General features: G+C 43.4%; 18 protein-coding genes and 1 pseudogene. 10 read left to right on the top strand and 9 right to left on the bottom strand.

The window, feature by feature from the left end:
- Positions 1–43: 43 nt before the first annotated feature.
- From RDN93_RS07335 to RDN93_RS07315, 5 genes are all read left to right on the top strand, one after another.
- Positions 44–478, top strand: coding sequence for a hypothetical protein (locus tag RDN93_RS07335; protein ID WP_308744889.1), 435 nt, complete (start codon positions 44–46; stop codon positions 476–478).
- Positions 479–600: 122 nt separating this feature from the next.
- Positions 601–1,473: a VIT1/CCC1 transporter family protein gene (locus RDN93_RS07330; RefSeq protein WP_308744888.1), complete on the top strand. Its 873-nt coding sequence runs from the start codon at positions 601–603 to the stop codon at positions 1,471–1,473.
- 44 nt (positions 1,474–1,517) lie between these two features.
- Positions 1,518–2,945 carry a Na+/H+ antiporter NhaC family protein gene (locus RDN93_RS07325; protein ID WP_308744887.1) on the top strand — a complete coding sequence of 476 codons (1,428 nt, stop codon included), beginning with the start codon at positions 1,518–1,520 and terminating at the stop codon, positions 2,943–2,945.
- A 67-nt stretch (positions 2,946–3,012) separates the two neighbouring features.
- Positions 3,013–3,603, top strand: coding sequence for a DUF4251 domain-containing protein (locus tag RDN93_RS07320; protein WP_308744886.1), 591 nt, complete (start codon positions 3,013–3,015; stop codon positions 3,601–3,603).
- A 92-nt stretch (positions 3,604–3,695) separates the two neighbouring features.
- Positions 3,696–4,355, top strand: a complete 660-nt coding sequence (locus tag RDN93_RS07315) for a response regulator transcription factor (RefSeq protein ID WP_308744885.1) — start codon at positions 3,696–3,698, stop codon at positions 4,353–4,355.
- An 89-nt stretch (positions 4,356–4,444) separates the two neighbouring features.
- On the opposite strand, the gene mnmA is transcribed toward RDN93_RS07315, so the two are convergent.
- Entirely contained in the window at positions 4,445–5,512 is a 1,068-nt protein-coding gene (gene mnmA, locus RDN93_RS07310) for a tRNA 2-thiouridine(34) synthase MnmA (protein ID WP_308744884.1), read from the bottom strand.
- Between the two features lie 197 nt (positions 5,513–5,709).
- Between mnmA and RDN93_RS07305 the strand changes: the two genes are divergently transcribed.
- Positions 5,710–7,119 carry a S41 family peptidase gene (locus tag RDN93_RS07305; protein WP_308744920.1) on the top strand — a complete coding sequence of 470 codons (1,410 nt, stop codon included), beginning with the start codon at positions 5,710–5,712 and terminating at the stop codon, positions 7,117–7,119.
- A 141-nt stretch (positions 7,120–7,260) separates the two neighbouring features.
- On the opposite strand, the gene RDN93_RS07300 is transcribed toward RDN93_RS07305, so the two are convergent.
- Both RDN93_RS07300 and RDN93_RS07295 read right to left on the bottom strand, forming a co-directional pair.
- Positions 7,261–8,079, bottom strand: coding sequence for an alpha/beta hydrolase family protein (locus RDN93_RS07300; protein WP_308744883.1), 819 nt, complete (start codon positions 8,077–8,079; stop codon positions 7,261–7,263).
- 26 nt (positions 8,080–8,105) lie between these two features.
- Positions 8,106–8,174: pseudogene (locus tag RDN93_RS07295) on the bottom strand (DUF2007 domain-containing protein); the annotation flags it as partial.
- Between the two features lie 114 nt (positions 8,175–8,288).
- On the opposite strand from RDN93_RS07295, the gene RDN93_RS07290 reads away from it, so the two are divergent.
- The 4 genes from RDN93_RS07290 (at position 8,289) to RDN93_RS07275 (ending at position 13,491) form a co-directional block, all read left to right on the top strand.
- Positions 8,289–10,667, top strand: a complete 2,379-nt coding sequence (locus RDN93_RS07290) for a TonB-dependent receptor (RefSeq protein WP_308744882.1) — start codon at positions 8,289–8,291, stop codon at positions 10,665–10,667.
- A gap of 29 nt (positions 10,668–10,696) precedes the next feature.
- On the top strand, positions 10,697–11,482 hold the full coding sequence (locus RDN93_RS07285) for a M48 family metallopeptidase (protein ID WP_308744881.1): 786 nt from the start codon (positions 10,697–10,699) through the stop codon (positions 11,480–11,482).
- A gap of 188 nt (positions 11,483–11,670) precedes the next feature.
- Positions 11,671–12,957: a hemolysin family protein gene (locus RDN93_RS07280; RefSeq protein WP_308744880.1), complete on the top strand. Its 1,287-nt coding sequence runs from the start codon at positions 11,671–11,673 to the stop codon at positions 12,955–12,957.
- 54 nt (positions 12,958–13,011) lie between these two features.
- Entirely contained in the window at positions 13,012–13,491 is a 480-nt protein-coding gene (locus RDN93_RS07275; RefSeq protein ID WP_308744879.1) for a copper resistance protein NlpE, read from the top strand.
- A gap of 154 nt (positions 13,492–13,645) precedes the next feature.
- Here RDN93_RS07275 and RDN93_RS07270 read toward each other — a convergent pair whose 3' ends face one another.
- The 6 genes from RDN93_RS07270 to RDN93_RS07245 form a co-directional block, all read right to left on the bottom strand.
- Positions 13,646–14,866, bottom strand: a complete 1,221-nt coding sequence (locus RDN93_RS07270) for a glycoside hydrolase family 88 protein (RefSeq protein WP_308744878.1) — start codon at positions 14,864–14,866, stop codon at positions 13,646–13,648.
- Positions 14,867–14,893: 27 nt separating this feature from the next.
- On the bottom strand, positions 14,894–16,546 hold the full coding sequence (locus RDN93_RS07265) for a glycoside hydrolase 43 family protein (RefSeq protein ID WP_308744877.1): 1,653 nt from the start codon (positions 16,544–16,546) through the stop codon (positions 14,894–14,896).
- Between the two features lie 250 nt (positions 16,547–16,796).
- Positions 16,797–17,465, bottom strand: a complete 669-nt coding sequence (locus tag RDN93_RS07260; RefSeq protein WP_308744876.1) for a DUF3990 domain-containing protein — start codon at positions 17,463–17,465, stop codon at positions 16,797–16,799.
- Positions 17,443–17,739, bottom strand: coding sequence for a DUF3791 domain-containing protein (locus RDN93_RS07255; protein WP_308744875.1), 297 nt, complete (start codon positions 17,737–17,739; stop codon positions 17,443–17,445). The genes RDN93_RS07260 and RDN93_RS07255 overlap by 23 nt, the downstream gene beginning before the upstream one ends.
- 236 nt (positions 17,740–17,975) lie before the next feature.
- Complete coding sequence (locus tag RDN93_RS07250) at positions 17,976–19,787, bottom strand: fasciclin domain-containing protein (RefSeq protein WP_308744874.1); 1,812 nt, start codon at positions 19,785–19,787, stop codon at positions 17,976–17,978.
- Positions 19,788–19,987: 200 nt separating this feature from the next.
- Positions 19,988–21,391 carry an alginate lyase family protein gene (locus tag RDN93_RS07245; RefSeq protein ID WP_308744873.1) on the bottom strand — a complete coding sequence of 468 codons (1,404 nt, stop codon included), beginning with the start codon at positions 21,389–21,391 and terminating at the stop codon, positions 19,988–19,990.
- Positions 21,392–21,499 lie beyond the last annotated feature (108 nt).

Genomic DNA, 21,499 nt, shown 5'->3' with positions numbered 1-21,499 from the left:
ACAAAATGAACGGTCAAACCGTTTATTACAAAAAATAGAGCCAATGAAGTACGGAGTTAACAAAGAAATCTTACTGATCACCGCCGGTACTATCTGGATTATTGCCGGTGCCAATATCTTACGAATTGGAATTGTGACCTGGCTGAACAGCTCTCAGGAGTGGATGTTCAAGATTGGAGAAGCGACCGTTGTTTTCTTACTATTCTTTGTATTGATTTTCAGAAGACTTTATTATAAACATACCCGGCGGATAGAGCAAAAGAAAGAAACCCGCAACTGCCCCTTCTCTTTCTTTGATGTAAAAAGCTGGATAATCATGATATTCATGATTTCTCTGGGAATCACTATCCGAAGTTTCCGCCTGTTGCCCGACAGTTTCATTTCCGTTTTTTATACGGGGCTGTCCATAGCATTGATTCTCACCGGAATACTCTTTATACGTTATTGGTGGCTAAAGCGTAAGACGATTCTCGACTAACGCCTGCATCTGCCTATATTCCAATAAAATATAAACTTATAATAAATTTTATTGCCTGGTCTCACAATGCTAAAGATTTCGAGCATTTTGTACTATCTTTGCAAACTAAAATAAGAACAGGAATGAATTTAGCTCAACAAGACATTAATAAATTCATCCGTTTCCAACGGAATGAAATCACAGAAAGTATTCTATACGAGCGGCTCGCCCTTATAGAAAAAAACACAAACAACAGCAAAACACTCAGGCTCATTGCCGCGGAAGAGAAGTCACACTATAACATTCTCAAGAAATATACCGGAAAAGATGTCACTCCCGACTATAAACGCATTGCCCGTTTCTATCTTCTGGCACGTACGTTAGGGCTTACTTTCGCTATCAAGCTGATGGAATCCAGCGAAGAGAACGCTCACAGCAATTATGACAGATATGTCAATATACCCGATTTGCAACGTCTTGCCCGGGAAGAAGAAGTGCATGAGCAGAAACTCATCGCACTCATCAATGAAGAACGATTGGAATATATGGGTTCGGTCGTATTGGGACTGAATGACGCATTAGTGGAGTTTACCGGTGCACTGGCAGGATTTACACTGGCGCTGAACGACAGCAAGCTAATCGCCCTTACCGGCAGTATTACGGGAATTGCCGCCGCATTATCAATGGCTTCATCCGAGTACCTTTCGACCAAGTCGGAAGGAGACGACAAGAAACATCCTATAAAAGCAGCCGTCTACACGGGCATTGCCTATCTGATTACCGTAGTGTCACTGGTCGCTCCGTTTATCCTTATCAGTAACGTAATCGTAGCCCTGGCAGTAATGCTAAGTATGGCACTTGTCATTATCGCCCTCTTCAATTACTATTACTCCGTAGCCCGCGGAGAAAGTTTCCGTAAGCGATTCACGGAAATGGCCGTACTCAGTTTCAGTGTAGCAGGTATCAGCTTCCTGATCGGATACGCCCTAAAAACATTTACCGGCATTGATGCCTGATAATAAAATGTCTTAATAAAAGAGAAAGTACCAGAGAACTTAATATGAAAAAAGCCCCTTCTCCTATTGTATCGCTGATACCGATTACCGTGCTCGTATTACTGTTGTTTGCCACTATCCGCACTTTCGGCAGTGACGCCCTAAGTGGCGGAAGCCAGGTATCATTACTTTCCACTACTGCTGTATGTATCCTTATCGGAATGGCATTCTACAAAATCCCCTGGAAAGATTATGAGATTGCCATAACCAACAATGTGGCAGGAGTGACGACAGCTATCATTATTCTACTCATTATCGGCGCACTAAGCGGTATCTGGATGATTAGCGGCATAGTGCCTACACTGATTTATTATGGGATGCAGATTATCCACCCGAGTTTCTTCCTTGCATCCACCTGTATCATCTGCGTACTGATTTCCGTGATGACCGGAAGTTCGTGGACTACGATTGCCACCATCGGCATCGCATTAATGGGCATCGGGAAAGCACAAGGATTCGAGGAAGGATGGATTGCAGGTGCCATCATCTCCGGCGCATATTTCGGCGACAAGGTTTCACCTTTATCGGAAACGACTATATTGGCAGCCTCCGTCACGGATACTCCCCTTTTCCGCCATATCCGCTATATGATGATAACGACAGTTCCTTCTATCATCATCACGCTTATTATTTTCACCATAGCAGGATTTTCACATGACGCAAGCAATACGCAGCACATCACGGAAGTGGCCGCCGCATTGAACGAAAAGTTCCATATCACGCCGTGGCTTCTGATAGTTCCTGTGGCAACAGGAATATTGATTGCAAAGAAAGTCCCTTCTATCATCACGCTGTTCCTGTCAACCTTACTAGCCGGCATCTTTGCTTTAATCTTCCAACCGGATTTGCTGCAGGAGGTTTCGGGAATGACCGCTTCCGGTTTCGATTCGCTGTTCAAGGGATTGATGATGACCATCTACGGAAGTACAAGCCTGCACACGGATAATGCCGTTCTGACAGATTTAATCGCCACACGCGGTATGTCCGGAATGATGAATACAATCTGGCTGATTCTATGTGCCATGTGTTTTGGCGGGGCGATGACAGCCAGTGGCATGCTGGGCAGTATCACTTCTATCTTCGTCCGCTTCATGAAGAAAACAGTCAGTGTGGTCAGCGCAACGGTTTGCTCCGGCCTGTTCCTTAATGTGGCAACTGCCGACCAATATATCAGCATCATTTTGACCGGTAATATGTTTCGGGATATTTATGCTAAAAAAGGATACGAAAGCTGCCTGCTAAGCCGGACTACGGAAGATTCAGTAACCGTTACATCTGTGCTGATTCCCTGGAATACCTGCGGAATGACTCAGGCCACGATTCTTAGCGTACCTACATTGGTGTACCTTCCCTATTGCTTTTTCAACATTATCAGCCCTTTAATGAGTATTGCCGTCGCAGCTATCGGATATAAAATTGCACGACGTTCGTGAACAATCCGGCATGGACTTTGTTTTTGCAATAAACGGACAACGTATTAAACCTAAACAAAAAAAAGTTATGAAAAAGTTTATTGCATTATTAGCATTAGTATTAGTAAGTGCAAGCACGATGATGTATGCACAGGAAAGTAACGCAGCAGCACGCCGCGCAGAAAGAAAAGCTCAAAGAGATGCGGAAAGAGCTAAACTCCGTGCCGAAGAACAGGTGCAGGACATGGCAGCTTATCAACAAGCCGTACAGGCTTTGAAGAATAAACAGTTCGTTCTGGAAGCCAATCAGGTAATATTCCGCAATGGCATGAGCGCTTTTGTTACTTCAAACACTAACTTCGTTCTGATGAACGGCAACAGAGCCACAGTACAGACTGCTTTCAACACTCCTTATCCCGGCCCTAACGGAATCGGTGGTGTCACAGTAGATGGTAACTCTTCGGACATGAAGATGAATGTCGACAAGAAAGGGAATGTGAACTGCTCATTCAGCGTTCAAGGTATCGGCATCTCCGCCCAGGTATTTATCACCATGAGCGGCGGAGACAACAATGCTTCGGTTACAATCAGCCCCAACTTCAGCAACAATAACCTGACACTGAACGGAAATATCGTTCCGCTCGACCAGTCTAACATCTTCAAAGGACGTTCCTGGTAATCCGGATACAAGAATCTTATCACAACTCCGCTACAAATCGCGCAAAATGCGTACATTTGTAACGGAGTTTTTTATTTATCCATTCTTAAATTATGAGAGAATTCATCATCGCAGACAATCAGGATATCAGCAAGGCAGGTATGATGTTCCTGCTGGGCAAGCAAAAGGATGTGGCCGCTCTTTTAGAAGCTGACAATAAGGCAGAACTGATTCAGCAACTACGATTGTATCCGCAAGCGGTGATTATCCTGGATTATACATTGTTCGACTTTGCCGGAGCGGATGAACTCATCGTCCTGCAAGAAAGATTCAAAGAGGCCGACTGGATTCTATTCTCCGATGAGCTTAGCCTTGGCTTTCTCCGGCAGGTACTATTCAGCAGCATGGCTTTCGGAGTGGTGATGAAAGATAACTCCAAAGAGGAAATCATAACTTCCATTCAATGCGCCACCCGCAAACAACGGTATATATGCAATCATATCAGTAATCTACTGCTTTCCGGCAATGCTTCTCCGATAGCCGCGCCAGTGATGGACGACCATCTGCTGACGCAAACGGAAAAGAATATCCTAAAAGAAATTGCGTTAGGAAAAACGACCAAGGAGATTGCGGCAGAGAAGAATCTTAGTTTCCACACGATTAATAGCCATCGCAAGAACATCTTTCGCAAGTTGGGGGTGAATAATGTGCATGAAGCTACCAAGTATGCGATGCGGGCGGGAATTGTGGATTTGGCGGAATATTATATTTGAAAGTACTCCCCTTTATTCAATATTCTACGCAACAATAGTACGTGACAATTATCCTGATCAGCCAATCTTCACCATTCAAAAAGAAATATTTAACAGAAGATTTCCCCGCTTCCCACACAGATTTTCGATTCTTCATCGTAAATAACTCCGAACTGTCCGGGAGCGATGCCCTGTAACTTTTCAGAAGATAAAATACGAAATTGATTCTCTCCTATCGGTATGAGTTTTCCTTTGGTAAATTCCGGAGTATGGCGGATTTTAAAGGTTATATCCAATTCCTTATTCTGCCCTGTCCACGGATTATCCGTAATGAAATGGAAATCGTTGATTCGGAATTCATTGCCATATTGCGTTTCCACGCCATAGCCATGAGATACATAGATAATATTTTCCTGAATATCTTTCTTTATCACAAACCAGGGGCCACCACTCAACCCAAGTCCCTTCCGCTGTCCGATGGTGTGGAACCAATAGCCGCGATGTGTACCCAGTTTCTTGCCGGTTTCAAGTTCAATGATCACCCCTTCCTTTTCTCCAAGGAAACGGCGGACGAAATCATTATAGTTTATCTTTCCGAGAAAGCAAATGCCCTGACTATCTTTCCTCCGAGCACTCGGCAATCCTGCACTCAACGCCATTTCGCGCACTTCATGCTTCATCAGTCCACCGATAGGAAACATCAGTTTGGAGACTTGCAGATAATCAATTTGCGCAAGAAAATCCGCCTGGTCTTTTATAGGGTCTTTAGCTGTCCCAAGCCAGGTTTTGCCATTACGTTCCAAGGTAGCAGCATAATGACCGGTTGCTGTATAGTCGAAATCCTTTCCGATACGCTGTTCAAAACAACCGAACTTAATGAGTTTGTTGCACATTACATCAGGGTTCGGGGTCAGTCCTTTCTTAATCTTGTCAATAGCGTACGCCGCCACGTTATCCCAATATTCGCGGTGTAAATCCACTACTTCCAAAGCCAGACCGTACTTTCGGGCCGTAGCAGCAGACAATTCAATATCTTCCTCTGCCGAGCAATCCATATACTCCGCCCCGTCCATGCCAATCTTGATATAAAAAAGAGTCGGCTTGTATCCCTGTTCGCAAAGGAGATGTACGACAACCGAACTGTCGACACCCCCTGATAATAATGCAGCTATATCCATTAAAATAATTCGTCTATTAATAACTTACTCTATAACAATTAAAGACCTAATAATAGTCAATACCTACTGAAAACTTTAACGATACAAAGATAAGGTGGAATCCTCTAACAGCCAATCACACATTAAAGGCATTTTTATACCATAAATGTGGTAGATAAGCAAAGTATTTCCTACATTTGCACAGTGAAAAGCTTTTTATAATGACAAAATTAAGAAAGATAATCCTTATACCTGCCCTGGTTATCGTATCTATCAGCGGCTTTTTCTCCTGCGGTGTCGACCGCTGGCCGGAGTATGCCCACATGACTGCATTGGACACATGGATGTACGATATCATGCAACAGAACTATCTGTGGTATCAAGACCTACCTTCCTACAATGATGTGAACCTATTCCAGGAGCCTGCCACGTTCCTGTCTAAAGTAAAATCAAAAAACGACAGTTATTCGTTCGTGGATTCCGTGATGGAAACTCCACTGCCCAGTTACGGATTTGACTATTCACTAGTCCGCAACCCGGATATAGACACTGCTTACAATGCACTGATAACCTATGTCATTCCCGGTTCACCGGCTGCCGCCGTACTAAAACGTGGTGACTGGATTGTAAAAGTAGATACATCGTATATCAGCAAAAAATACGAGAGTCAACTACTGCAAGGTACAGAACCGATAGAAGTAACTTTGGGAAAATATCAAAAAGTGCCACCTGCTGAACCACCAGTAGAAGGTGAAGAAGAAGAAGAAATTTACCGGGTTGTGCCGATAGACGACCCGGTAAAAATAGGGGCAGCCGTATCATTGGTAGACAACCCTATCCACTGCAAGAAAATATTAACGCTGGCTGACGGAAGCGAAGTCGGTTACCTGATGTACAACAACTTTACAGCAGGCACTAAAGATAATCCGGAAAAATACAATACCGAATTACGCGAATGGTCGGATGAACTTGCTCAAAAGAATATCCACCAAGTGATACTTGACCTACGATATAATAAAGGAGGAAGCATTGATTGTACACAACTGTTAAGTACCATGCTTGTGTCTTCTTATTATCTTGACCAAACAATGGCATTCCTGGAATATAATGACAAGAACACGGATAAAGATGCAACTCTGACATTCAATTCGGAACTATTAAATCCCTCCGGCAAAAATCTTGATTTAGTGACTCTTATCGTTCTGATAAGTGGAGATACGGCAGGAGCACCGGAAATGTTGATACACAGTCTGAACGGAAAAATTCAATCTTTAATAGCTATCGGTAGTTCAACTAAGGGACAAAATGTAGCTACGGAACAATTCATCAATGAAGAGTTTATGTGGTCTGTCAACCCAGCCGTATGTACTATCTATAATTCAGAGCATGATACTTATGGCGGATTCAAACCGACATACGCAGTCAATGCCTCAACCGATTACTTGACTTTCCTGCCGTTCGGTGATGAAAAAGAAACTTTGCTAAGTGTTGCCCTCGGAGTACTAAACAAAACTTATCCACCAAAAGAAGAGGAGGATAAAACAAAAGCACAATTCAAGATAGAGAAGAGTGTCAGCAGTCCGGCAAGCAGAGTGTTTACGGGTGGAACCGGAATAAGAATCAAATAAGAATCAAATAATAAACAGCATACAACAAAAAAGGAGAAAGCTCTCACTTTCTCCTTCTATCGTAGTTTAACCTCAATCTATTTTATGATTGACGTATCCAAAGATACAACATCAAAAAGCCAAAGTCAAGCATTAGCCCCTTTATTTCTTGAAAAACTTATCGAAGAACAGGATTTGGTAATCAATAGAGTTGTTCCAATACTTTCCGGTATGTCCGCCCGGACGGGTAATAAAATCATGATTAATCTTTCTTGCCAACAGACGGTTGTGCAAGTCCTTGTTTACATTCAGGAAGAAATCCGATTCGCCACAGTCGATGATGATTGCCAAATCCCCGTTCTCTATCTTATCAATCTGATTGATAACGGTATGTTCGTCCCATGACTTCTTATTATGTGCAAATTCGCCCAATTGTTTCGCCATTTCCCAGTTTAACGGGAACGGACGAATATCCACTCCACCACTGGTACTTCCACCGGCACCAAACGTATCTTTATGACGGATAGCGTTCCACATCGCCCCGTGTCCGCCCATACTCAATCCGGTGATGGCACGTCCTTTCCGGTCGGCAACCGTCTTGTAATGTTCGTCAATATACTTCACCAATTCCGATGAAACAAAAGTTTCGTAACGATAAGACGGATTTTTCGGACTATCCCAATACCAACTGTTCTTTCCGTCCGGACAGACAAAGATGATTCCTTTTTCATCCGCAATCTGCGGAAGATTCGGCTTTACACCAATCCATGTCTTTGCGTTTCCGCCGTAACCATGCAACAGATAAATGACAGGACAAGCCACCGCTTTCTTTCCCAGTGCAGCATCCGGTGTAACGACCACCACCTGCACATCTTTATTCATGGAAGGACTATTAACTAATAAGGTATCTACCCGGGCAGCAAAAGAAGGCGCTGCCAGTAGCAATAATAAAACAGCTAACAGGAAATTTCTCTTTTTCATTATATGTATATAGTTAGATAAAGTTATTCCAACGCTCCCTGAAGGATATGTGCCTTCATCGCATCGTTGCAAGTAATCAATTTTACAGTCTTCACAAGGAATCTGTTTTTATATTTCCCACAAATATAAGATATATTCCTTTTTTATTCACTGAATATATCATTCTTTAATACTTTTTTCGTACTTTCGCGGCACTAAACTGCAATCGCATGAAAAGACTGCTGATATTTCTTTTGTTTTTTAATACATTACTCCCCCTGCTGCAAGCACAACCCGTGCACCAGATAAAGGGAACGGTGATTGACAAGAACAGCCGTCAACCATTGGAGTTCATCAATGTGATGGTCATTGGCCTGAACAAAGGCAGTGTCACCAACGCAGAAGGACATTTCACAATTGAGCAAGTGCCGCCCGGCATCTATCGCCTGCAAGCGACCGCCATCGGATACAAAAGCGTCACCACTCCCGAATACATTCTTTCCACCCGGAACCTGAATATCCCGATAGAGATGGAAGAGAATCTGACCGAACTCGAAGGAGTCACCGTCACTGCATCTCCTTTCCGCCGTGATATGGAAAGTCCCGTCAGCCTGCGTATTATCGGACTACAGGAAATAGAAAAGAGCCCGGGAGCCAACCGTGATATTTCACGTATCGTACAGTCTTATCCCGGGGTTGCCTTCTCACCGATAGGCTACCGCAATGACCTCATCGTGCGTGGCGGCTCTCCTTTCGAAAACCGTTTTTATCTGGACGGAGTAGAAATACCGAATATCAATCATTTCAGCACACAGGGTGCGTCCGGCGGCCCTGTAGGAATCCTCAATGCCGACCTGATACGTGAGGTGAACTTCTATACCGGTGCTTTCCCCACCGACAAAGGAAATGCGCTCAGTTCCGTGCTTGACTTCAAACTGCGTGACGGGGATATGGAACGCAACTCACTGAAAGCAACGCTCGGGGCTTCCGAAGTCTCCCTCGCCTCCAACGGACATCTGGGGAAAAAGACTTCTTATCTGGTATCCGTACGCCAATCCTACTTGCAGTTCCTGTTTGATATGCTCGGTCTTCCTTTCCTGCCGACTTTCACCGATGCCCAATTCAAACTGAAAACCCGTTTCAACGAACAGAACGAACTGACCGTATTAGGACTGGGAGGGATTGACAATATGCGGCTGAATACCAAAGCCGACAGCGAAGACAACGAATATATCCTCGGTTACCTGCCTAAAATCAAACAGGAAACATTTACGCTGGGCGCTGTATATCGTCATTATGCAGGCGCGCATGTACAATCACTGGTTGTCAGCCACAGCTATCTGAACAACCGCAACACGAAATACCGTCAGAACAACGAAAGTGTTCCAGAGAATCTGATGCTCCGTCTTCGTTCTACCGAACAGGAAACCAAATTCCGCTTCGAGAACAAATCTTCTTTCCGCAACTGGAAAATCAACCTCGGAGTGAACCTGGATTACAGTCAATACTCCAATACAACTTTCCAGAAAGTATATACCAATCAGGCACAAACATCCGACTATCACACTTATTTAGGAATCTTGCGCTGGGGGATTTTCGGAACCATCAATTATTCGTCAATGGACGAACGCTTCACAGCCTCTTTAGGATTAAGAGCCGATGCCAACAATTATTCGTCGGCAATGAAATCGCTTTCCGACCAACTGTCTCCCCGCATATCCCTCTCCTACCAACTGGCCGACCACTGGTTTGTCAGCGGAAATGCAGGACTTTATTACCAGCTTCCCCCTTATACGGCTCTTGGCTTTAAGAACAATAACGGAACGTATGCCAACAAATACAATCTCCGTTACATGAAAGTCAGTCAGGAAAGCCTGGGCATCAGTTGGCGTCAGGGCGATACTTTTGAAGTCTCCGTAGAAGGGTTCTACAAAGACTATGATAAGATTCCGCTCTCTGTTGCAGACGGTATCCCTCTTACCTGTAAAGGAAATGACTATGGAGTAATCGGCAATGAATTGCTGACTTCCACTGCCCAAGGACGCTCTTACGGCGCAGAGGTTTTAGTAAAATGGCTCATTGCCAAGAAGCTGAATATTGCTTCTTCCTTCACCTTATTTAAAAGTGAATACCGCAACGACAAAGAGAGTGAATACATTGCCTCCGCATGGGACAACCGGTTTATTTTCAATCTGCGCGGGACGTACAATCTCCCCCACCAATGGAGCGTCGGAATGAAAGTCAGTTGTATCGGCGGTGCTCCCTACACACCTTATGATGAAGACAAATCATCTCTTGTGTCTGCGTGGGATGCCCAAGGGAAAGCATACTACGACTATACGAAATACAATAAGGAACGCCTGCCTGCTTTTGTGCAGGCAGACATCCGCATTGATAAGACATTTTATCTGAAACACTGTATGCTGGGTTTCTATATTGACTTGCAAAATATCACAATGAGCAAACTCAAGCAACAGGATGTGCTTATGAGCACGGGAATTATCGAAAACCCGGAAGCTCCCGCCGACAGCCGGCATTACAGAATGAAACGCATTGAACAATCAAGCGGGACATTGCTGCCAACCTTAGGAATTACATTTGAATATTAATTTTATAATTGAACATTAATTAAAAGAGTATGAAAAGACAAATTGCTATGATTGCCCTCGTATTACTGGGCATGGGAATGACAGCTTCCGCACAGTTCGGAAAGAAATTTAATGTAGGGAAAGCCCTGCAAGCAGGAAAAGACGTAGTATCGGCAGTTACATTATCAGACGCCGACATCGCTAACATGAGCAAGGAATACATGGCATGGATGGACACGCACAATCCGCTGACAAAACCTGACACTGAGTACGGCAAACGCTTAGAGAAGCTGACCGGACATATCAAAGAAATGGACGGACTGAAACTGAACTTCGGTGTTTATGAAGTGGTAGACGTCAATGCCTTTGCCTGTGGCGACGGTAGTGTACGTATCTGCGCCGGACTGATGGATGTTATGACTGACGAAGAAGTGATGGCAGTGGTAGGACATGAAATCGGCCACGTGGTTCACACAGACTCTAAAGACGCAATGAAAAACGCTTATCTCCGCTCGGCAGTGAAGAACGCGGCAGGCGCAGCCAGCGACAAGGTTGCCAAACTGACTGACTCTGAACTGGGAGCTATGGCAGAAGCCCTTGCCGGTGCACAGTATTCACAAAAGCAGGAAAACGAAGCAGACGAGTATGGTGTTGAGTTCTGTGTAAAAAATAATATCGACCCTTACGCCATGGCTAACGCATTGACCAAACTGGCAAAAATGGCCGAAGGAGCTCCGCAATCTTCTTATATGCAGAGAATGTTCTCTTCTCACCCGGATACAGCAAAACGTATCGAACGCGCCAAAGCCAAAGCAGACAGCTACGCTAAGAAATAAGGAGTCTATCTCTTTATCATATAATTAGGAAGGGGAATGCCGAAGTGACCGTACTTCAGCATTCCCTTTTCCACTTCTAATACAAAAAAAGACAACACGATTATTAAATATTCATTAATATATTACATAGATTTGCATAGTGTCGTGATTTCATGTAATTTCGAAGCTATAACCATTTTAATCCATTTATGGAATTTTTTATCATTCTTCTCTTACTCATACTGAATGGCGTATTCGCCATGTATGAAATTGCACTGGTATCTTCCAGCAAAGCACGTCTCGAAACCCTTGTAGCTAAAGGTAACAAATCAGCACGCGGAGTATTAAAACAACTGGAAGAGCCGGAAAAGTTCTTGTCTACTATTCAAATCGGTATTACTCTCATCGGTATTGTATCCGGTGCTTATGGTGGAGTAGCCATTGCCGACGACCTCGTTCCCCTGTTCTCTCTCATTCCGGGAGCAGAAGCGTACGCACGCAACCTGGCCATGATTACCACCGTGGCAGTCATCACTTATCTTTCCCTTATCATCGGAGAGCTGGTTCCCAAATCCATCGCCCTCAGCAATCCTGAAAGATATGCAATCTTATTCAGCCCGATAATGATTCTGCTGACAAAAGTGTCCTATCCTTTTGTCTGGTTGCTCAGTATCTCTACCCGACTGCTGAACAGACTTATCGGCTTGAAAAGTGAAGAACGCCCTATGACGCAGGAAGAGATAAAAATGATTCTCCACCAAAGTTCGGAACAGGGCGTGATTGACAAGGAAGAAACGGAAATGCTACGTGACGTGTTCCGCTTCTCGGACAAACGTGCCAACGAACTGATGACACACCGCAGGGATCTCATCATCCTTCATCCTGACGACACGCAGGAAAAGGTAATGAAGGTCATTGAAGAAGAACATTACAGCAAATATCTGTTGGTAGACGAACGGAGAGACGAGATTATCGGAGTGGTTTCCGTAAAAGATATTATCCTGATGGTAGGCAATCAACAACAGTTCAATCTGCGTGAGATAGCCCGTCCTCCTCTCTTTATTCCGGAAAGTTTGTATGCAAATAAAGTTTTAGAGCTATTCAAGAAGAACAAAAACAAGTTCGGAGTTGTTGTTAACGAGTATGGTAGCACGGAAGGTATTATCACACTGCACGACCTGACCGAAAGTATCTTTGGAGACATCCTCGAAGAGGACGAAACGGAAGAAGAAGAAATCGTCACAAGGCAGGACGGTTCGATGCTGGTGGAAGCCTCAATGAACATTGACGACTTCATGGAAGAAATGGGAATCTTATCCTATGAAGACCTGGAATCGGAAGACTTCACCACTTTAGGCGGACTGGCAATGTTCCTGATAGGCCGCATCCCGAAAGCCGGAGACATCTTTACTTACAAGAACCTACAGTTCGAAGTAGTAGACATGGACCGGGGACGAGTAGACAAACTGCTAGTCATCAAACGGGATGAAGAATAAGGATAAACCGAGCGGTAGCTCAACTATATTTATATTAACTTAAAGCACTTAACAATGAAAAAAGTAATTATGTTAGCAGCCGTCGTAGCTGCTTTGGCATCTTGCCAATCAAAAGCCAACAAAACTGCAGAGGCAGAAGCAGACAGTCTCGCCATTGCAATGACTCCAATCACTGAAATGACTGAAGTTTATGCCGGTACTCTCCCCGCTGCCGACGGCCCGGGTATCGATTATGTACTGACCCTGAACGCTGCAACTGATGGTATAGACACCACTTATACACTGGATATGACTTACCTCGATGCAGAAGGCCAGGGTAAAAACAAAACCTTCACTTCGAAAGGAAAACAGCAGACTGTACACAAAGTCGTGAACAAGAAACCTGTTACCGCCGTTAAATTAACCCCGAAGAATAGCAATGATGCTCCGATGTATTTCGTGATTGTGAATGATACTACTCTCCGCCTGGTGAACGATAGCTTACAGGAAGCTGTCAGCGACTTGAATTATGACATCATCAAGGTGAAACAATAATAAATAAGCAACCTAACCCTAACCAGTAAAAATGCTCTGCAGAGAATGAATAGTTCTTGCAGAGCATTTCTTATTCAGACCTTGTCCCGGTCTTTTTGATTCTAATTCTTTTTGATTCTTGTTCTTTCTTATTCTTTCTAGTCCAAGTCCTATTTTATCCAAGTACCGCTTGTCCTTCTTGCAGGCGTTTTAATCTTAGCAATGCTTCGATGTAATAATAGTCCGCATAGATAATGGATGCATCTATTTCCGAATGGGCCGGCCAGTGCCCTACGCTATGCAATAAGAACGAAGGCTTGCTTTTACCACTCTGATAGTTGTCGGTACCTAGACTTGCCAGCATCCCGACAGCCGCATCCTTATAGCGTTTTCCTGTCCCGTTCGGAAGATACGTAGACAATTCGAGCAAAGCGGAAGCAACCACCGAAGCTGCCGAAGCGTCACGGGGAGCATTCGGGATATCCGGGGCGTCGAAATCCCAATAGGGTACTTTGTCTTCCGGTAGGCGTGCGAGATAGACATCGGTCACTTTCTGCGCGAAGTCGAGATATTTAGGATCTTTCGTTTCACGATAGACTACGGTATATCCATAGATTGCCCATGCCTGACCGCGCGCCCACATCGTACTGTCGGCATATCCCTGATGGGTGACTCCTTTAATCAGATTTCCTGTAATTGTATCATATACAGCTACGTGATACGAGGTGTAATCGGGGCGGAACTGACATTTCATGGTCTTGTCGGCATGAGCTACCGCTACATCATACAGGTAGGGGTTGCCGCCATTCTTTGCCGCCCAGAAAAGCATTTCGAGATTAATCATATTGTCCATGATTGTATTGTGCGGCCAGTTGCGGGGTTCCACTTCACGAGGCCATGAAAGGATTGTCCCTACTATCGGATTGAATAGAGTAGCCAGTGTGTCGGCTGTATCCAGGATTACTTGTTTGTACGCCGGATTCTTGGTCAGGCGATAACCGTTCCCATAACTGCAAAAAACGAGGAATCCCAAATCATGGTCGAAAGCCGGAATCTTGGAAAGAAACTCAAGGGAGTTCGTAAACTTCTCCGCTTCTTCCCGAATCTTCTTGTCTCTCGTATATTCGTAATCATACCACAGCACTCCCGGCCAGAAACCGGCACACCATTCTTCTTTCGTAGCTTTACGACAGTTCCAGTGTTGCTCGTCAGCCATGATATTACGCGGCATCATCGTATAGTCAATTCCGGAATCCGTTTTCAGTTCCGCAAGCGTACGTTGTGTCTGCTCTACACAGTAATCCAATGCCTTATTCACATCCAATGTACCGGAAGGCTGATGAGCACACGTACAGAACCCTAATATCACAGCCAAACCTACTACAATCTTTTTCATCTTAATCTGATATCTTCGTGTTAATTCTTATTTTTTATTTACTCTAAACCAGTCTACGTCTGCCCAACCGCGGTTACCCTCATTAGGAGTCACACAGAATACACCGACTTTGGCTCCTATCCATTTGCCTTGACGGGCGGTGAAGGCGTCCCCCACTGTCGTATATTTCTTTCCGTCCGGACTATAAGCAAACGAACACACAGCGCCTTTACGGACTTTGACCTGCAAGTAAACTGTTTTCCATTCATTATCCGCTACTCCCGGCATCTTGAGATATTCCACCGGAATACGTGCTAATTCTTTTACCTGTTCGGGATTCTGTTGTTCCGCATCTTTGCAGACTGCCTGTTGCAGAATAAACTTATCTCCCGCCTTGCGGATAGAAAGATAACTGTAATCCCACCCCATCACGATAAGTCCGGCTTGTTCGCCATCCTGTTTTGCGGTAAACGTCAACTTGGTAGTAGCTGTAAATTCTTCCGCAGGAAACTTCTGCATCAACAGGTTCGGTACTTCCCAAAAGTTCACAAACTCTTTTGAAAGGCTGCCCGCATACAGGCGGATATATCCTAGGTCGGTAGTGAATCCGTAAGTATCTTGCTTATTAGCGTGCCATTGCCACTGTAACCCCAAATGCCGGGTATTGAACTCATCACTTTCCGGCGGAGTAGCTACCGGATAAGTCTTTCCTACATTCGGCTTCTTATAAGTAGTCACCGGCTCACCGCAACCGTCTTTGTCTTTATCCACTCCGATTACCGGCCAGTCATTCACCCAGGTCATCGGGTTCAAGTGAATCACACGCCCATAAGCCCCTTTGTCTTGAAAATGAACGAACCAGGATTCACCTGTATGAGTATCTACCCAACCGCCTTGATGGGGACCGTTTATATTCGTCTTTCCTTGTGCCATCACGATTTTCGATTCGTAAGGGCCATAGATATTTTTCGAACGAAGTACTAGTTGCCAACCGGTAGCCACACCACCCGCCGGAGCAAAAATATAATAGTATCCGTTCCGCTTGTAGAGTTTCGGTCCTTCTACGGTATGGTTCTTTCCATCATTTCCGTCAAATACCATCACCGGATCGGAAATTACTTCTGTTCCCTCTGTATTCAGTTCGCAAATCACGAGAATACTGTTCACCCCGCTACGACTTCCGGCATAGGCATGTATCAGATATACTTTTCCGTCCTCGTCCCATAAAGGAGTGGCGTCAATCATCCCTTTTCCGGCTTTCACCAATACGGGTTTACTCCATTTTCCTTTCGGGTCTTTCGTCTTTATCATATAAATTCCATAATCCGGATCGCCCCAATAAATATAAAACTCCCCGTTATGAAAACGGATAGACGGCGCCCATACGCCCTTGCCGTGCTGTGCCTTATCGAAAAATTCTTTCGGTTCCTGCACCGGCAACGCATAGTTCACCAACGACCAATTCACCAAATCATTGGAGTGAAGGATAGGAATTCCGGGAATACAATTAAAACTGGATGCTGTCATATAGAAATCTTCTCCGACCACACATATATCGGGGTCGGAATAATCAGCATGAAGAACCGGGTTCTGATAAGTTCCATTTCCCTTATCAGCCACCCAAGTCTTAGAAATTTCTTGTGCGCCCGCCAATGTGCAGCAAGCCATCATCCCTGCCAAAAACAGAATCTTTTTACGCATATACCTTACAAATCAAGTTCATTCAAAATTCAATCGTTATTCCTAAAAACAGGTTCTTTCTACCTTTATAAAAACTAATCATCCGGAAAACCGAATCTAATATCTTTTCTTTCAAACAATCTATTTACTGACCTATTTGCTTATATATACGAAGGGGATTAGGTAAATACCTAATCCCCTTCACTATTTTTTCTATAATTCTTCTAATCTATCAGTTTTCTCCCTTCAAGTCCGTCTTATTCATCGGTCCCTAAAGTTCTCTTAATAATAGCTCATATAAATCATCAATAGTTTTCTTATAGTACTCTGTAGATGGATTAATCAATAATGAGTACAGATAAGAGCTATAAAAGAAATTCACAGCTTTCATATCCGACCATTGTTCTTTCTTTATGAGCTGTGCAATCAGGCTATCACTGATTAGCATAATTTCAGCATCAAATTTGGTATCTACCGGAGCAAGCATTTGCAGCGATAAAACAGAACAAAAGCATATTTGATGAGTTGGTTTCTTGAATCTTAACTCATCGAGAAACTCTTGTTTTGTAAGTATGCCACTCTGATATAAAAAAATCCGTGTGGATATCTGGTCATCAGCTACGGGACCTTCTACAATATCGTAATCATGAACTTGATTTCTGGGTGCACTTCTGTTTAGTATAATAAAATCAAACCAATCTTCATTATATGAATCAAAACGTAGAACTTTCAATCGGTCGTCCTCGTAGGCATATTCCATAAAATCATATTCAGTAACAACTCCACTTGTTCCAGTCTCCTGGCCTTTCCGAGCAGCCCAAACTTCTGCTTGTGAACGGATATTAGTTACATAGAAGCCGCGACCAAAATCACGTCCCCATCTTCCTTTTGACAAATCTATCTCATCAATGTGCAAACTACTGCCGTGATATACCCTCATAGTGATATTGTTCTATACGTCCACCATTCTTAAAACATACGTCAAATAGACTTCTTACAGCCCAAAAAGGATTCTCTACGTGCAATGTCCACCAATGTTGTTGCAAGAAATCCATTCCACCAAATTCTTTCAAGTAGAAATATGCTTTCTGCACATTCATTTTATATGCACGAGCAAATGCCGGAATAATAAACGTAATAAACGATACTTTATTACGTATATCATCGTCTAACCCAACTTCTACAGGTTCATGATTTATATTATTCTGTTCCATACTCCATCATCATTAAATCACTGTTATTCTACAAGTTCTTTATAGTTATACACAAAAATAATATAATTGTTCGGGCTTTATACTATCTTATGGTAGAAAAGTTGCGGGCAAAAGCAATTCTGATAAATAATTCCACTTCTTACTTATCAATTAAAAATATTCTCTATAGAAGACGATTTCTGAAAAGAATCGTTTTCTATAGAGAACAAAAAGACTCCTAAACTATATTAGCCTACTTAATAATAATATCCCGGATTCTGTGTCATTTCCGGATATTGTATCGAGATTGCCTTAGGAATCGGGAGTAACGAGTTCTTAGGAGACTGATAGCCAAACTTGTTTCCAATCTTTGCATCCAGTATTCCCCAGCGTCTCCAAGTTTGGTACTCCAAGCCTTCATGTTGCAAATAGGTATCAAACAATGTATTGATATATTTTCTGATTTCTTCTTTAGTAGAACCTGCAGGTGCTATTTCCGCTTTGCCTTCCGACCGCATTATTAGGTTTAAAGGTGCTATCGCTTCCGATATATTTCCCAATTCATTAGCTGCTTCCGAGTACATCAGAAGAACTTCCTGATAACGGACAGGATGATAGTAAGTTCCTTTTTTCAAAGCTAGATTATCATCTTTATATCCACTCCAAAGTACTGATTTATTCACCTGGCTATCAAATACATCCTTGTTCGGAACAAGCGCATACTGCCCCATATCCATCACTTTTTTGCAGTACCCATATGCCTTTTGATACTCTTTCTTACTTAGGTAAACCCTTGCAGCTATCGCATAAGCTGCTCCCTTCTGTTGTTCCGGAAGCTCTTTCACCACTTTATCCAAAGATTGAATCAAAGCGTTCATATCACTTACAAACCTGTCACTTTCGGCATCCCATATCATAACCTTACTATAAAATCCCAGAATATCAGCATAAATCAAGCTCATGTCTATTTGCACCGAATTGGAGAAGTCCTTCCAGGAAGAATCTACATTTACACCTTTCTTTTGCAGACGTACACCTAAATCAATTGCCTTATAAGCCGTTCTCCAATACTCATAAGAACACGAATCAATATCGTTACGATATGAGAAATTGCCAAATCCATAACACAACTTTTGATTAAGTACGCGGTTCTGGTCGTAGAAACTTTTAATGCAAGACTGCCACTGCTCCTTTGCCTCATCCAATAGCATTTCATCATCCGCCTGTTCTTCTTTCATGAAGCAGCTTTCTGTTTTGTTTCCGCTAGCAGTATAGATGACCATATTCAATCCCCCTTCCGGTATCTGTTCGTTCTCGTCAATCTTACCGTCGACATTCCAGTCAACATACGTTTGATAACCGGCTTTATACAACTGATAGAAAATGGTATCGGAAGCATGGCTGATTGTTACTTCACCCGAACTATTTGTTTCGTAACGAGCCAACGAATCCCTGGTGCTGTTCAACGCTTTTACAACAACGCCTTCCAATGGTGAGGAAGTACCATAGTCATCTCCTGTCAATTTCCTAACCTTAAGAGTGGTATAATGTAATATCGGCTCGGATGAACCGGGTTCACGTGCCGGTATCACTTTAGGAACAACATAGATATAACTGTCACCTGCCTGCACCGGCTCTCCGGCTACAACGACACCATTTATAGAAATTTCGTCGCCTGCCTTGGAAACCAGTAATTGTTCACCGCTCACACTTGTCAACTTCTGTCCATCCGTCAGTTCTTCTTTTTTATGGGTACCGACAACGATATGACGTTTCACCGACACAGTATCCAGTCCCACATTCGCTCTTGTGTTAGTAAGTTCATTCCTGACGGCAAATACAGTAATCTTTTCCGCAGTCACTCCTGTCAAATCGGCTTTCTTCAACACTTCAACAAAGTCACTTGCCTGAGGCACTGTCTCTTCCAAAGTTTCTACCACTTCCGTTATCACTTCCGGTGTTTCTTTGGGTTGTTCTTGTGGTTTCGTCTGTTCATCTTCATTATCGGAGCAGGCAGCCATAAAGCATATCACTACTCCGCACAAATACACTAATAGTTTCTTATTCATAAGATATAAAATTAAGTAAAACACAATGCTTGTTGCAAAAATATATATTTTCTATGAAGATGTATCTTACTTTTTCGGAAACAAGGTTGTTTCCCGGGAAAGTAAGATATAATTGATAGCCCTGAAATTAAAAAACGGGGAGATTTTGCTTTGTGCACTCTCCCCGTTTATACTTCATCCGGTACGGAATCTTTTATTATTTATTCTTTGGCAAACATCAATGTACCGAAACCTAACTGGTCATATCCACCGCTATTAGGTCCGTAATCACCGGCTCCGCCATCTGAATTTCCGCGACCAGCGTTCTCACGCATCTTATCTACCCACATCTTGGCATAGATACTTGATTTTCCATAATCCTGTGCCAGACGGTTCACTAATTCCCATGCAGGACGCACCTCACCACGGGAATCTTTTCCTTCTCTTCTTTCCTGTGCCGAGATAGTATCCCAGCTACCACTGCAATTGGTATAGGTAGTATAAGGCAAGTCATTATCCGTATATCTAAAATCAGTCATCTTCCAGCTAGCGCTTGAGCTACCAGTTTCAGCACCACCGATGTTATATTTAGCCACATACTCACACATAGCTAATGCACGTCCGTCATCGAATATGAAAAGGTCTTCCCCTACATTCTTTGCCATCTGGCAGAAAGCGCCTAACAAGCTGACACACAAAGTGGCATGTCCCTGGTCGCGACCTGATTCCTGACATTGTCCCAACATTTCATTACTATCCGGGTCTAGGTGCGTAAACGGGACACCGTTTCCTATATTTCCCGAACCGATACCAAACTTAAAGTATTGAATGGCTTCATTGATTTTGAAGTTATCGTCTGTCAGGATACCGATAGAAAGCAATGCAGTCATTGCAGACAAATCCCAGTTCAGCCAATAATGAAGTGCACATTCGTTTCCATTGTGTGTGGACAGGAATTTCGTAATATGAGGATAGAACACATCGACTATCCATGATTTGAACTTTGCAAGGTCAGCGTCTTGCCATCCGGAGTAAGAACGCATTATTTCCGCTGCATTTGCTATTTGATGTACTTGTATAAAAATCAAGAACTCGTTCGGATCTATAAACTCCCCTTTATCGTTCACGATAAAACCGGTACAGGTTTTAGCCCAATCATTCAGAATAGCAATAGCTGCATCGGCATATTGTGTGCCATCCGTCTCCGACAATTTCCATCGAAGAGCCAATTGATAGGCGGCAGCGGCATCTCTCATCAATTTCGTATAATTATTCCAGTCATTAGGATATTTACCAGACCAGTTATTTTGGTCGAGACGCGCCAACAATTTCACAGGAGATGCCTTATAGCCGGATTGCGACAAGTTGTTTCCACCACGAGTTAAATGGTCGAATGCGTTCTTCCAGGGCTGTGCACCGGATAGTACTTTCCCTTTTACAAACTCAAAATCCGTTTCCGTATGGAGCATACAAGGATGCTCCAAGGTCGTAACATAATCCTTTACTTCCGGCCAACTGCTCATATCATTAGAACCGTCTTCTATCTCACTGCAGGCAAAAAGTGCGGTAGAAGTCAGGGCGAAAAGCCCTGCTCCTATTATTGTATGTATTTTCATCTTATTCATGGTAGTTATTCGTTATTGTTTTCACTGTTTACAAAAGCTTGAAGTTCCTCTAGGGATTTGAAAGAACGAATCCAGTAAAGATCATAAGTCTGAGCAGTTTCCGGGAAA

It is taken from the genome of uncultured Bacteroides sp. (assembly GCF_902491285.1).
In the GTDB taxonomy this organism is placed as follows: domain Bacteria; phylum Bacteroidota; class Bacteroidia; order Bacteroidales; family Bacteroidaceae; genus Bacteroides.
This window is presented reverse-complemented; position numbering and strand designations above follow the sequence as displayed.